The following is a 14,771-nucleotide window of genomic DNA, read 5'->3' on the forward strand; positions in this document are numbered from 1 at the left end:
TATATATCAAGTAGTATGGATACACAAAATTACAAACGTACCTTAGCCGGCTCAGTAGGGGCTGGTATGGGGGCATTAATGGGTGCTTCCGGTAGAACTTACTTTATTTTGGAGCACAAGACCTCTTCAAAGTATCATCAAGCGGGAGAATCCCAAAAAATCATTGTCGACCAAGTAGAATTAGGTAGAGACGCTTCCTGCCAAGTACGCTTTGATGAAAGTTTCGAAACAGTTAGCCGCAAACATGCTGCAATTGTACGCGACGGTGAAAACTGGAAACTTATCCACCTTTCACACTCCAATCCGACATTGGTCAACGGACATCCTATAAATGGGTCCTACTATTTACAAACAGGAGATGAAATACAATTATCCGTTGGCGGACCACGCTTGGGATTCATTGTTCCACAAGGTCGCCAAGCATTAACTTCCAGCATTGGATTGACTGAGAGAATGAGCCTTTTCCGCAAACAAGCCTTACGCCCCTACAAGACCGCATTAACAATCATGGGAATTGTTTTCGTACTGGCGGTGGCAGGATTGGCTGCCTGGAACTACAGTTTAGGTGTAAAAAATGATTTGTTGGCACAGAAGACAGAAGAACAAGAACTTCAACTGAAAGGATACCAAAACCAATTGGATTCACTGGGGACCGAAAGAGCATCTCTAGAAGCACAGCAACGGGAGTTAGAGACCAAATTACGAAACAGTGACGGTAATGCAGAGGCCTTAAAAACACAGTTGGACAACGTTAATAGTCAATTAAAGAATGTCAATGCAAGTTTCTATAAGGTCAAATCAGACTTGGACAATCTCTCAAACAGCATAAGCACTAAAAGCATTGAGAATTCAAGCAATGCCATTAACGCAAATATACAAGAAGGCACCAGACTCTCCAAAGACCAATATTATGAAGACCCTGATATAGCAGATGAACAAGACAGTAATGCTTCAGGAGATTTGAAAGATTATTATGATTATATCTATACAATTAAAGTCGACCGTATTGAAATCGAATATAATGGAACAAAGTTTGATCCGGGCATACAAGTTTCAGATATAATCTGCGGAACTGGCTTCATGCTATCAAACGGAATGTTTGTAACAGACAGGCAGAATGTCGAGCCATGGATATACTCCAACACAGAGTGGAAAGACCCATGGCGTAAACTATTGGCTGTATACAAAGGAGCAGGATGTAATATCATTATCCATTACCGTGCATACAGTACCAAAGGAACTGGAAAGCCTCTGACATTTACCAGTAGCGATTTTGCCAAAGACGGACGAAATGATGTACAAGTGACCGAAATAGAAGTAGATAAATCCATCAGGGTACAACTAAGGGAACATGGGATAAAATTGACCTATACACGTAGGAAATATATCAGTGTCAGCATTGTTACCCCTGCTGCCAACAGTTGGGCATACATTAGAGGAAAAGGCGTTTATGGTGAGGGATTGCCTTACGACATTACCGCCGCAGACAACATGAGTGGAGGTACAGAAGTTCAAATGGTGGGCTATGCAGGTTATGCTGATATTCATAATCTTACTCCGGCTCATTTCAATGACCATACCAATATAGCCGACACAAAATATGAGACTACCATATTACAGAATCGTGTGGCAGAGCCCGGTTATTATGGTTCTCCAGCATTCCTTCTAGAAAATGGTTCTTACAAAGTAGTGGGTTTCATGGTAGGAAGCATAGAGGGTAAGGATCGTTTAGTACCAATCAGAAATTTAATACATTAAAATTAAACATGTCCGAGATAAGCATTAAATTAGCGGCAGGTACCAATGTTGGTTTAGTCAGGAAAAACAACGAAGACAATTTTGTTGTCAATCGTGATTTATGCCAATCAGAGTGGATTATCCCCCAATCGATAGAACCCATTTCTTTAGGACGGTATGGCAGCATATTGGTAGTGGCCGACGGAATGGGCGGCACCAATGCCGGAGAAGTTGCTTCTGCCATAGCCATTGAGACGGTGCAAAATGCATTCACCCCCGAGAATTTAGGAGATATCGTTACGCAGGAAGGCATTGTTACCTCAGAAGAAGCCGTTGAAGAATTTCTGAGCAGAACTGTCAAAACCGCTGATTTAAATATTGTCAATGCAAGTAAAGAAGATAGTAGTACCCAGGGAATGGGTACTACTATTGTCATTGCTTGGATATTGAACGATAAAGCCTATATCTGTTGGTGTGGCGACAGTCGTTGTTATGTATTCAATGGCAATTCAGGTTTTTGCCGTTTATCTAAAGACCATTCCTATGTACAAGATTTAGTAGATCAGGGAAAACTAGATCCTGAAAATGCGTTTGACCATCCTTACAGTAATATCATTACCCGCTGTTTGGGAGACCCGACCAATCGTTCCAATCCCGATTTCCGTTCCTATAATTTAAAGGATGGCGATACTCTCCTACTGTGTAGTGATGGGTTATGTGGTTTATGCCACGACGAAGAGATAATGCAAATTATAGAAGAGAACCAGGATGATTTAATGACATGCAAGGATAGGTTGATAGAAGCTGCTCTTGAAGCAGGTGGATATGACAATATTACGATTGTGTTATGCCACATCATGCTACAGGATACCGAGCCCAAAGTAAAGTTGAATAATACAGTGTTCAGCAAACCCAACCACCACAAAATCCGGAAAATTCTTCTGTTACTCCTGGTACTGGCTTTAGCGGCAGGCTTCTATTTATATAGAAATCCACAGCAATATGCAAAATGGAAAACGATACTATATCAGGCAGATACGGTTCTAGTTACAGAGACAGACACTACTAACACTACCCTAACAGATTGATTACTATTGTGAAACTATGCAACTGAAAAATGGTGATATATTTGCTGAACACTATCAGCTGAAGAAACTATTAGGAGTCGGAAGCTTTGGTGAAGTCTGGCTTGCCCGAAATATATTGGCAGATGTAGACGTTGCCATAAAGTTGTACGGACTGTTGGATGACAACGGCATAAAAGATTTCCGGGAAGAATTCAAACTTGCCTACAAATTACACCATCCCAATCTACTGCACCTTAATCATTTTGATGTTTTTGGACAGTGCCCTTTTTTGGTAATGCCTTACTGTCCCAAAGGGTCCTCAGCGAGCTTGAAAGGCAAAATGTCTGAAAAGCAAATCTGGCGCTTCATACGCGATGTATCATGCGGATTGATGTTTCTTCATAATCAGAATCCTCCTATCATTCATCAAGATATAAAACCCGATAATATTTTGATAGGGGATGATGACAAATTCATCATCTCAGATTTTGGCATCAGCCGTAAACTGGAGCATACTTTTCGTAAAAGTATCAACAAAGTAGAAAGTTCCGGAACACTTGCCTATATGGGACCAGAACGTTTTGCAGAGAAACCACTGATTGTGGCTACCAGCGATATATGGTCTTTAGGGATGAGTGTTTATGAATTATCCACTGGTCTTGTATTATGGGAAGGTATGGGAGGTTGTGTCCAACTGAATGGTGCACATATTCCAGCATTAGATGAGAAATATTCTTCCCAATTGTCCCAGTTTGTTCACGCATGCCTTGCCCTCAACACTTGGGACCGCCCCACAGCCCAACAAGCCTATGAGTTTGCTTGCTCCATACTAAAACAAACAAAGACAGACTCTCCTTCAGTACAGCTGAAGCCTATTGCTCCACTTTTTCCTAAAACAACATCACCACGCCTTAAAGAAAAGTTCTGTCCTTCGAACATGCATAAACGCATAGCAGGATGGACCGGCCTTGGTATAGTATTGATTCTATTGCTTGTCAAAGGAGGTTCCATATACTTTAGACACCTTGAAGAAGAGCGCAAGTACGCTGCATGCCGTACAGAAGAAGACTACAGAGATTTTCTAAAAGAATACCCCTCCTCATCTCATGCAAACTTTATAAAACAATTTTTGGGAAACAAGGTAAATCCAATCTCCCCAATAAATAGAGAAGAAAACATCGTTATGGACTCGGTAAAAACGGATACTGCAAAACTTGAACAGTTCCAAGAGGAACCTAAAAAACAGATTGTCCACCCACATCCACAACCTTCTTCACAGCCAGTTCTTCCCATTACTGATATAAGAGAAGTCAGAAGAGAAAATGAAGAACGCCTCTTCTATAGTTGCCAGTCGGTAGCAGATTACGAAGAATATTTGCGAAAATATCCCAAAGGCAGGTTTGTACACAAAGCCAAAAGAGCAATCCAGCAAATAGAATCAGAAATGATGCAGTCCAATCCTTCCACTCAAGAAATACACATAAGAAAAAATACAAGAGTCAATGTCAGACTATAAATAATGAATAGGGCATTCCAACGTTTGAACTGCCCTATTCACTATTCAAATACTTGATTTTATTTAATCGTCACCATCGTCGCCCCAAATCCATACTCCTGGAACGAAGCATCCTGATGGCGGCAGTCAGGATATTTACGTTTCAGCTCGTCCAGCAAGGCTTTACGCAGCACTCCATCTCCCTTGCCGTGAATAAAGACGATGCGTTGTTCGCGCCTTTTTTTGTATTGTTCCATCACTTCACGAAACTTATCCAGCTGGTAATTCAATATTTCGCTGTTGCTCATACCGCAGGTGTCATCCAGCAACTCGCCGATATGCAGGTCAATCTCGACAATCCCATTCTTGCCGCCACGCTTGATGACCGTCTGCGGTTTGGACGGAGTATCTGCCGTTTTTTTCTGTATCAAAGCCTCCTTCAGTTCCTCTGCCGAAACATACACCTGCTTGACAGGCTGGTCATTCCGGACAATATCATACACCAAGGCCGGTGTTTCAAAGAAAACCGTCTGCTGGAATGTATGCAGTTTATAGAACTTTACCATATCTATGCGGACTTCCACACTGACAGCCGGTTTCATTGTGAACGCACGGTTATCTTTGAATGCCACCAGCTGTACCATCACACGTTCACGGTCGTTCAACTCGGACTTTTCGAACTCCTCCAGCAGAAGTTTCGTATTCGGCTCTATCAAACCATGCGAACGGGCTGTCCAGGACTTTCCTTCGGCACTCGAATAGGTGTAATACATATAATAATTACTGTCGTTCACCAAATATGCCTCGAAAGGTGTAGTGCTGACAGCCTTGATATCCTCCGGAACAAAGGCCAGAAAGACATTCAGGATATCTCCACCTTTCATCTCGGGCTGACGATAAACAGATATCTGCGGTTTCTCCAAACGGACCGATTGAGGCTCTGAAACCTGAGACTCCATAGCAGACGGCCTTGCCGCAGTAGCGGCCGTGCGCAATTGTTGCTCTTCTTCCCGCTTCTTCTTGGCAGCCGCTTTGGCTGCCGGAGTGGGGATATTATAATCATCGGTCTCTATCACCACACATTCGTTTATGGGCATCGGTATGTCAAAACCGTCGACATCTTCCACCAACACGATGTTTTTCCCTTGAAATCCTGTCACAACACCGCCCCCAACTTCGCTGAGGAAACGAACTTTATCTCCTATCTTCATAGTAACTTATCTTTTAGTTTGTCTTTTCCTACTTTCTTCCTGCAAAGTTAGGAATTATTTCCCTTATTCTTCAAATCTTCCCAAATATCCGTACCTTTGCAGCCGATATAATAAAGAGAAAGCCATCATGAAAGAAGACCCCAGACATATCAGAATCAGCGAATTCAACTACCCGTTGCCGGACGAACGCATTGCAAAGTTCCCATTGTCCGTACGTGACCAGTCCAAACTGTTATTGTATCGCCACGGAGAAGTTTCAGAAGACAGATTCACTTCACTGCCGGAGTATCTGCCATCGGGAAGCCTGATGATATTCAACAATACCAAAGTCATCCAAGCACGCCTGCATTTCCGGAAAGAAACGGGAGCACTGATTGAAGTATTCTGCCTGGAACCCATACAGCCGAACGACTACGCCCTCAACTTCCAGCAAACCGAGCATGCCGCCTGGCTCTGCATGGTCGGCAACCTGAAAAAATGGAAGGAAGGCATGCTGAGACGTGAGATGACCGTGAAAGGCAAGTCACTCACCCTGACCGCCGAACGGGGTGAATGCCACGGAACCAGCCATTGGATAAACTTCCGCTGGAATAATCCGGAAGTGACTTTTGCCGACATTCTCGAGGTCTTCGGTGAATTGCCCATCCCCCCCTACTTGAACCGGGAGACCCAGGAAAGTGACAAGGAGACTTACCAGACTGTCTACTCCAAAATCAAAGGTTCGGTGGCTGCCCCTACAGCGGGACTGCATTTCACCCCACGCGTATTGGACGCATTGCGCAATAAAGGAGTAGAATTGGAAGAGCTGACACTCCATGTGGGAGCCGGAACCTTCAAACCGGTGAAAAGTGAAGAAATAGAAGGGCACGAAATGCATACGGAATACATCTCTGTCTCGCGCAACACATTGGAAAAACTCATAGTACACGGCGGCAAGGCAGTGGCCGTAGGAACAACTTCAGTGCGCACATTGGAAAGCCTTTATCACATCGGAGTCACTTTACTGAATAATCCAGAAGCCACAGAGGAAGACTTGCACGTCCACCAATGGCAACCTTATGAAATGTCTGCCAAGGCCGCCACCACCCCTGCAGTAGAAGCCCTGCAAGCCATTGTCGCCTATCTTGACAAGCATAGTATGGAGACTCTGCATACCAGCACTCAAATCATCATCGCCCCGGGATATGAATACAAAATCGTGAAGGCTATGGTGACTAATTTCCACCAACCGCAAAGCACCTTGCTGCTGCTCGTATCAGCTTTCGTACACGGCGACTGGCAGAAGATTTATAACTATGCACTGGCACATGATTTCCGCTTTCTGAGCTATGGAGATTCATCATTATTAATACCCTAAACACAATGAACCACGATAACAATCAAGAGATGTTCCCCCTTGTCGACGAACAAGGCAACATCATAGGTGCCGCCACCCGTGGCGAATGCCATAACGGTAGCAAACTGCTGCATCCGGTAATCCATCTTCATGTATTCAATTCCAAAGGTGAGCTGTATCTGCAGAAACGTCCCGAATGGAAAGACATACAACCGGGGAAGTGGGACACCTCCGTAGGCGGACACGTCGATTTAGGTGAAAGTGTAGAGATGGCGCTGAAACGCGAGGTACGCGAAGAACTCGGCATTACCGACTTTGTTCCCGAAACCGTCTTGCATTATGTCTTCGAGTCTGCCCGCGAAAAGGAACTGGTCTTCGTACACAAAACGGTCTACGACGGTGAAATACATCCCAGTGACGAGCTGGACGGAGGACGTTTCTGGAGCATTGATGAAATCAAAAAAAGCATAGGCAAGGAAGTCTTTACTCCAAACTTTGAAGAAGAGATAGAGAAAGTCATCGAATTGTAGCAGCAATAAATACTCCCTAAAAAAAGTCCCACTCTCCAAAAGAAAAGTGGGACATATAACAGTCATTACAATCAGTCTTATTTTGCCAGGTCTTCAATCACCTTCATAATCTGCTGACCGATTTCCTCGGCAGCTTCTGGTGTACCGGCCTCACTATAAACGCGGATAATCGGTTCCGTATTGCTTTTACGCAGATGAACCCATTTGTCGGGGAAGTCAATCTTCACACCGTCTATATCATTGATTTCTTCATTCTTATACAGCTCCTTCACCTTGGCAAGAATAGCATCTACATCTGTTTCAGGAGTCAAGTCTACACGATTCTTTGCCATGAAGTATGCAGGATAGGATGCACGGAGTTCGCTCACCTTCTTGCCTTCGTGTGCCAGATGGCTCAAGAACAAGGCAATACCTACCAAGGCATCACGTCCATAGTGGCTGGCCGGATAGATTACCCCACCGTTTCCTTCGCCACCGATAACGGCACCTACTTCCTTCATTTTGGTAGTTACATTCACTTCACCTACGGCGGAAGCGTAATATTCTTGCCCATACTTGCGGGTTACATCGCGCAAGGCACGGGTCGAACTCAAATTGGATACCGTATTGCCCGGAGTATGTTTCAATACGTAGTCGGCAACAGTAACCAGCGTATATTCTTCACCGTACATCTTGCCGTCTTCGCAAATCATTGCCAGGCGGTCTACATCAGGGTCTACAACAAATGCAACGTCTGCCTTCCCCCCTTTCATCAGGTTCATGATGTCACCCAAGTTCTTTTCCAGAGGCTCGGGATTATGCTGGAAGTTACCGGTCGGTTCGCAATAGAGCTTCTCTACGTGCTGAACACCAAGCTGCTCGAGCAGCTGCGGCAATATGATACCGCCCACAGAGTTTACACAGTCGATGGCAACACGAAAGTTTGCCTTTCGGATAGCTTCCACATCTACGAGGTCAAGTGCCAATACACTGTCGATGTGTTTCTGGTTGTAGCTTAAATCCTGACGGTACGAGCCAAGTTGGTCCACTTCGGCATAGTCGAATTCTTCGGCGGCGGCAATGCGGAGTACTTCCTGGCCTTCGGCAGCGTTCAGAAATTCGCCCTTTTCATTCAGCAGTTTCAACGCATTCCACTGCTTGGGATTGTGTGAGGCAGTCAGAATAATACCTCCACTGGCACCTTCCATGGTTACAGCCAGCTCGGTAGTCGGAGTAGAAGCCAAATCAATGTCCACTACATCCCAGCCCATACCCATCAAGGTACCGACTACTACGTTCTTGACCATCTCACCGGAAATGCGGGCATCACGTCCCACTACAATTTTGTTACTTTTTACAGTACACGTCTTGCGAATCAAGGTAGCATAAGCTGAAGTGAACTTCACAATGTCGAGCGGATTCAATCCCTCGCCAGCACCACCGCCAATAGTTCCGCGGATTCCAGAAATAGATTTGATTAGAGTCATAGGTTAATGATTTAAAATTTATAGGTTAGTTCCAAATTTGGAATTTATGAATATCATAGTAACAAGGATAAACCCTCTCCATAGCTTGTTGTTGCCCCATTTTAGAAGGAACGATTAATTTCACATGCGCCCTATCACGAACGTACTTCAAAGCCACCAGCCAGCCAGCAGGCACAGACGTACCATAGGCAAGACGCATAGAACCCTTTATGAAAATTCCGGCAATAGATGACGAGGTAACTGTATATTTGAATTCATCCAAATAATCTGGTATCGGTATATCCAGATTAGACATTAAATATCCAGACTGCAAGTTCAGCTCTTCATAACGCACCAAAACCAAATCATTCGGTTTTATTGTATCCGCAGGATTCGTCGAACCTTTATCCACAATCTGCATATATACCCCGCTTGCCAGCTGCACATACTCATTCCTGCTTACATCCGTGGTCGAATCTTGCGCATAGAACTCACTTTGAGAAATAACGACAATGCTACTGTCTTTGATAAATGCTTTGATGGCATCTTTTTCTTCCTCAAGCATTTCGGCATAAGTTTTAGAATTATCGCATGCCTGGAAGGCTAAACAAACTGCAAGTAAGGCAAAAAAGAATAAAGTAAGTTTCTTCATTTCTGTTATTTAGTAATTTCGTACAAAAGTATCTGATTTCCTTGAAAGTTGAAAGCTGCGGATAGAAAGTTCGTAACTTTTAACCTTTACAACTGAACTTTTTTTATCCTTTGGCATTCAGCAGCGGTTTGTATTTCTCCAAAGCCTGCTCAAAGACCTTGCGGGCCTCATCCATCGTTCCATAAAATTCACCGCCGGAAGCATTCAAATGACCGCCGCCGCCAAAGAACTCGGCAGCCAGCTGATTGCAGGGGAATGTACCGACCGAACGTAAAGAAATCTTTATCATCGGCTTCTCCGTATCTTCACGCAGGAAGCAAGAGAAAATCACCCCTTTGATACTTAAAGGAATGTTCACAAACCCTTCACTATCTCCACGCACATAGTCGAACTGGCTTTGTTCGGCTTTAGTCAGAGAAATTAAGGCTGCATGATAGTCCGGATAGACCTTCATTTGTGACAAGACATATCCCATTAGGCGCAAACGGCTTTCTGAATAAGTATTGAACACCTTACGGTAAATCTCGTCCTTGTCAATACCTTTCGACAACAGTTCGCTGATGATGAAATAGATTTCCCGATTATTGGAATTATAGGTGAACCCGCCGGTATCCGTCATCATACCCGTATAGATACACTCTGCTCCTTCCCTTGAAATGTCACTGAAATAGCCCATACGGCAAATCAGGCGGAAAACCAGTTCCGAAGTGGAGGATATCTCCGGATGGGAAATGATAATCTTGCAGAAATCCTCCGGATGGAGATGATGGTCTATCAGTATTTTTCTTGCCGGGGATGCAAGAACAGCGTCACCCATGGCATCTATACGATGGATAGCATTAAAGTCCAGACAACAAATGACATCCGCCTCGGCAATCAGCTTGTCGGCAAACTCCTTGTAGCGGTCGTACAGAAGGACGTCCTTGCTCCCGGGCATCCATTTCAAGAAGTCGGGAAAGGCGTTCGGCACAATAACATTCGCCGTCTTTCCCTGCGAGCTGAAGAAGTGCCACAAGCCCAGAGAAGAGCCGATGGCGTCCCCGTCGGGACCCACATGTGAAACGATTACTATCTTGTCTGCACGGTCAAACCATTTGGTGAAATGGTCTATCTTGGATTGTTCTATTACTTTGGTCAACATATTTTTATTTACTATTTGACGATTGACTATTTACTATTTGGCGTTTATAACAAATTGAAGGGGCAAAAGTACGAAAAGTTTGTGATTTATAACAATATGCGGTAAGAACCTTTTTGAGAAAGAAGAAGATAGGGAATACCTAAGCGAACGCAATCATTGGCAATCTTATTCTGATAATAGTCTGAAAGAGAAGCGTCAAGCACCACCATGCCCATGGAAAAGAGTGAAGTAAGTTCCTCTACCCCACCTTGATACCCCTTGGAGACATACAGATAATCAACTGAAAGGGGACGGGAAGAGTTCTTGTTTCTCCAACGGTTGTCGGAAAGAAGACAGATGCGCTTACCGGCGTAAGAGACAATCTGGTTGCGCATGGATAAGCCGGGAGTTGTATAATCTCCGGCAACCAGTCGGGGAGTCTCCAGATGCAGGCGGCTCCAATGCGGAGAAAGGGCACGGCACAGACGCGGCATATCCGGCAAGCTATCGGCACATGCCAACCAAGAATGACGGTTGTCTGCCATACAATGGACAACGGGACAGCCTCTCACGCTATAAAAAGCAATCCCCTGCCGGGGAGCATTGGACATGATGGAAAGGGAATGCCAGGAAACCACTGCCAACAATGCCAGCAACGCAAAGCATACTCTACGTACCGTAAGGCGTAGAAAGCCATAATATGCCATCCCCAAGAACAGATAGACGAGCAAAACACCCCATATATCCAGCCAAATATCATCAACAGCAGCGCCGGGAAGATGCTCTATCCAGCGGAGCACTTCATTCTGGACATGTACCAATGCCTCTACTACCCTTGCAAACAGATGTTGTACAAAAGGCAGCGGCGTAAGCATCAACAGAAAGACAGCAGAATACAGAACGAGTGACACCATGGGAATTACCCAAAGATTAGTCAACAGAAAATGAGTGGAAAAACGGGAGAAATAGAAAATGACCAAAGGGGCCGTGCCCAGCTGAGCAGCCACAGACACTGTCATAAGTCCCCACAAATATCGCAGGAAACGATTGTCAACCTTCCAAAGGGCATATAACTTAGGCTGTACAAGTACAATAGCTGCAACCGCCGAGAATGACAACTGAAAACCGACATCAAACAACCAGACCGGCTTGCACAGCAGCATCAGGAAAGCAGTTGCCGCCAGCGTATTCAGAGTCAGCGGCTTTTCCGGCTGCAAACCGGCAAACGCCAACAAAGAGAACATGACGACCGACCGCACCACCGAGGAAGACAATCCCGTGAAAAAAGCAAAACTCACCAAGAAAAGGACCAGAAGCAAAAGCAACAAAGGTTTCAACCGCCGCCATCGCCTCCACAAAGGACGAAGCACAAACAAGAGCAAAGCATACAGAAACCCTATATGCAATCCCGAAAGTGCCAGTACATGGCTGGCTCCCGAGACGGAGTAGGTCTCCACAATATCATCGCTCAGTTCCTCTTTATCTCCCACTGTCAACGCAGCAAGTACCGCCAATTCATCAGCTTCAAAACCCAAACTCCGGTATAAGCCAACTACTTTCGCCCTATAATCCAGTGCTACCTGGCTGACAGTGCGGGAGGCATCATGCCCCGTCTTCCGCCAATGTCCGTCAGCCACGTAGACCGTGCCGCTATAACCTTTCCGCCTCAGGTAGCGAGCATAGTCAAACTCGTCGGGATTACCATTGTTCGCCGGAGGAGCAAGCCGGGTAGATACCAGCAACTCATCACCACGGCGCAAAGTGGCCGTAGCAGAATCTTTCGGAAAATAAGCCAGAAAAAGATGATTCCGGGGGCAACCCGTAACTGTATCCTTCTCTACCTCTCCCAGCAGGGCAACCCTGCACAATATGCTGCGCTCCCTCTCTTCTGGATGCTCACGGATACAAACCCTATAAACAGCAGTTTTGCCCGAAAAGGGAAATACCGTCTTTCCCTGCTGCCAACTCATCAAGCAGCCCCCCGTACCACCCAAGAAAAGGTATACCGCCGCTCCATACACCCATCCGGTATGCTTGTATCTACCTATAATAAAAAGAAAAAGCAGAAAACCTGCCACATACTCCCATGCAGAAAGCACGTGTGGAAACGCATCTCCACACAAAATACCAACTACCAACGGCATCAACAGTCGAAGGAAAGGATGCCGTTGCCAGCTGTCGATTATCAATCCAGAAGACGGATTACAGATTCCTTAATGCACGGATGGCCTCCTTCGGATCGGGAGCCGAGAAAACGGCATTGCCTGCCACCAGTACATCTGCTCCAGCTTCTACCAGACGCGAACCGGTTTCCAAGTTTACGCCACCGTCCACTTCTATCAAGGCCTGCGAACCGGTAACCGTAATCAATTCACGCAACTCGCGCACTTTATCAAGAGAATGCTCTATGAACTTTTGTCCGCCGAAGCCAGGATTTACGCTCATTATCAGCACCATGTATACATCATTAATAATATCCTTCAACAAGGATACGGGAGTTGCCGGATTAATTGTTACCGCCGGCTGCATCCCTGCTTCGCGGATTTGCTGCACCACACGGTGCAGATGCGGACAAGCCTCGTAATGCACATTCATGACATGTGCCCCCAGAGCCTTCACCTCCGGAATAAACTTCTCCGGCTGTACAATCATCAGATGCACATCCAAAGGTTTCTGCGACAGTTTTGCCACATACTTCAGTACCGGGAATCCGAAAGAAATATTGGGGACAAACACACCGTCCATGATGTCGATATGTACCCACTCAGCCTCACTTTCGTTAATCATTTCAATGTCTCGTGCCAGATAACCAAAATCGGCAGAGAGAATAGAAGGGGATATGATTGGTTTCATAATGTTATGTTCTAAAGTTTACGAACTTTGTTATGTACAAATATAGAGAAAAGATTTAATTCAGCCTAACATTGGAAATCAAAACTCTCACTGCAAACTTACTGCATACCTTTTGCAGCGTCACTGCAAACGTGTTGCAGTAGCACTGCAAAGCAGTTGCAGTCACACTGCATATTAGTTGCAGCAACACTGCAAAGCGGTTTGCAGTGACGCTGCAAAAGGTATGCAGTAAGTTTGCAGTAGGAAGTCATTGAATGACAATCAGTTATTTCATCACGTATCCTTCCGTCAACCGGAAGCCGCGCAACAGTTCATCCGTTTTCAGTTTCTTCTTGCCCGGAAGCTGGAGGGAGCAGATGCCGACAAAGCCATCTTCGGCAGCAACGCGGATATAGGTCTTCCCGTCTGTCTGCAAGGTTCCGGGAACCAGTTGATGGGATTCCCCTATTTTCTCCGTCTCGAAGATTTTTACCACAACAGATTCTCCACCGGGTTGGACCAGCTCCGTCCAAGCGGCAGGATAGGGAGAAAGACCGCGTATAAAATCGTAAATACGCTTCACCGGGCGGTTCCAGTCAATACGACAAGTATCTTTGAAGATTTTCGGTGCCGGACGCAGTTCACCCACGACGGCCATTTCTTCTTGAGGAATACTTTTCACTGTACCGGCAAGAATGGCATCTACGGTTTCTACCACCAGGCGACCGCCCAACAGCATCAGTTTGTCGTGGACGATACCCACGTTGTCCGTATCGGCAATGGGTACCCGTACCTGCTGGATAACCTCACCGGTGTCAATCTCATGTTTCAGGAAGAAAGTGGTGATGCCCGTTTCCGTATCACCATTAATCACCGCCCAGTTGATGGGGGCTGCGCCGCGATACTGCGGAAGCAGGGAAGCATGCAGGTTGAAGGTGCCCAATCGCGGCATGTTCCATACCACCTCCGGCAACATGCGGAAGGCAACGACTATCTGCAAATCGGCCTTCCATGCACGCAACGCCTCCACAAAAGCCTCATCCTTCAGCTTCTCCGGCTGAAGAAGCGGAAGATTATGTTCCAGTGCATACTGCTTCACCGGAGAAAACTGGAGTTTATGTCCCCGTCCGGCAGGCTTGTCGGGCATCGTAATGACACCCACCACATTGTAGCCTCCTTCTACCAGGCAACGAAGAGCCTCCACCGCAAAGTCGGGAGTACCCATATATACAATCCTCAAATTCTTCTTTTCCACCATTTCATTTACAGTTTACCATTTACAATGTACCATTTGCGAGGCAGCTCATTTGCCCATTTACAATTTACCATTTACAATGTACGAAGCA

12 protein-coding genes are annotated in these 14,771 nt (G+C 45.6%); 5 read left to right on the top strand and 7 right to left on the bottom strand.

Annotation, left to right across the window (positions count from 1 at the left end; all coding sequences use genetic code 11):
• Positions 1–15 precede the first annotated feature (15 nt).
• From CSD97_RS06920 to CSD97_RS06930, 3 genes are read left to right on the top strand one after another with little or no spacing between them, the layout of a single operon-like run.
• Positions 16–1,758, top strand: a complete 1,743-nt coding sequence (locus CSD97_RS06920) for an FHA domain-containing protein (protein ID WP_005830088.1) — start codon at positions 16–18, stop codon at positions 1,756–1,758.
• Between the two features lie 8 nt (positions 1,759–1,766).
• The gene (locus CSD97_RS06925; protein ID WP_044467752.1) at positions 1,767–2,825 is read left to right on the top strand and encodes a protein phosphatase 2C domain-containing protein; all 1,059 of its coding nucleotides are present in this window, start codon (positions 1,767–1,769) and stop codon (positions 2,823–2,825) included.
• Positions 2,826–2,841: 16 nt separating this feature from the next.
• Positions 2,842–4,320: a serine/threonine-protein kinase gene (locus tag CSD97_RS06930; RefSeq protein ID WP_005833302.1), complete on the top strand. Its 1,479-nt coding sequence runs from the start codon at positions 2,842–2,844 to the stop codon at positions 4,318–4,320.
• Between the two features lie 59 nt (positions 4,321–4,379).
• On the opposite strand, the gene CSD97_RS06935 is transcribed toward CSD97_RS06930, so the two are convergent.
• Positions 4,380–5,510, bottom strand: coding sequence for a DUF2027 domain-containing protein (locus tag CSD97_RS06935; protein ID WP_098032150.1), 1,131 nt, complete (start codon positions 5,508–5,510; stop codon positions 4,380–4,382).
• Positions 5,511–5,637: 127 nt separating this feature from the next.
• Between CSD97_RS06935 and CSD97_RS06940 the strand changes: the two genes are divergently transcribed.
• Together CSD97_RS06940 and CSD97_RS06945 are read left to right on the top strand one after the other, a co-directional pair.
• Positions 5,638–6,867, top strand: a complete 1,230-nt coding sequence (locus tag CSD97_RS06940) for an S-adenosylmethionine:tRNA ribosyltransferase-isomerase (protein WP_098032151.1) — start codon at positions 5,638–5,640, stop codon at positions 6,865–6,867.
• A gap of 5 nt (positions 6,868–6,872) precedes the next feature.
• The gene (locus tag CSD97_RS06945; RefSeq protein ID WP_098032152.1) at positions 6,873–7,376 is read left to right on the top strand and encodes an NUDIX domain-containing protein; all 504 of its coding nucleotides are present in this window, start codon (positions 6,873–6,875) and stop codon (positions 7,374–7,376) included.
• A 77-nt stretch (positions 7,377–7,453) separates the two neighbouring features.
• Here the strand turns inward: CSD97_RS06945 and glmM are convergent, their stop codons facing one another.
• The 6 genes from glmM to fmt all read right to left on the bottom strand — a co-directional run bounded on the left by glmM (position 7,454) and on the right by fmt (position 14,683).
• Complete coding sequence (gene glmM / locus CSD97_RS06950; RefSeq protein WP_098032153.1) at positions 7,454–8,842, bottom strand: phosphoglucosamine mutase; 1,389 nt, start codon at positions 8,840–8,842, stop codon at positions 7,454–7,456.
• A gap of 25 nt (positions 8,843–8,867) precedes the next feature.
• Positions 8,868–9,473 (bottom strand): DUF4827 domain-containing protein, encoded by a 606-nt coding sequence (locus CSD97_RS06955; RefSeq protein ID WP_005833312.1) that lies wholly within the window; start codon positions 9,471–9,473, stop codon positions 8,868–8,870.
• A gap of 103 nt (positions 9,474–9,576) precedes the next feature.
• Positions 9,577–10,614 (bottom strand): bifunctional oligoribonuclease/PAP phosphatase NrnA, encoded by a 1,038-nt coding sequence (locus CSD97_RS06960; RefSeq protein WP_005830066.1) that lies wholly within the window; start codon positions 10,612–10,614, stop codon positions 9,577–9,579.
• Positions 10,615–10,700: 86 nt separating this feature from the next.
• Positions 10,701–12,737, bottom strand: coding sequence for a ComEC/Rec2 family competence protein (locus CSD97_RS06965; protein WP_098032154.1), 2,037 nt, complete (start codon positions 12,735–12,737; stop codon positions 10,701–10,703).
• 58 nt (positions 12,738–12,795) lie between these two features.
• Entirely contained in the window at positions 12,796–13,446 is a 651-nt protein-coding gene (gene rpe, locus CSD97_RS06970) for a ribulose-phosphate 3-epimerase (protein ID WP_005830060.1), read from the bottom strand.
• Between the two features lie 265 nt (positions 13,447–13,711).
• A complete protein-coding gene (fmt, locus tag CSD97_RS06975; RefSeq protein WP_098032155.1) occupies positions 13,712–14,683 on the bottom strand; it encodes a methionyl-tRNA formyltransferase in 972 nt (323 codons plus the stop codon).
• Between the last annotated feature and the right edge of the window lie 88 nt (positions 14,684–14,771).

The organism is Bacteroides sp. AR29 (assembly GCF_900217715.1).
Classification (GTDB): domain Bacteria; phylum Bacteroidota; class Bacteroidia; order Bacteroidales; family Bacteroidaceae; genus Bacteroides; species Bacteroides uniformis.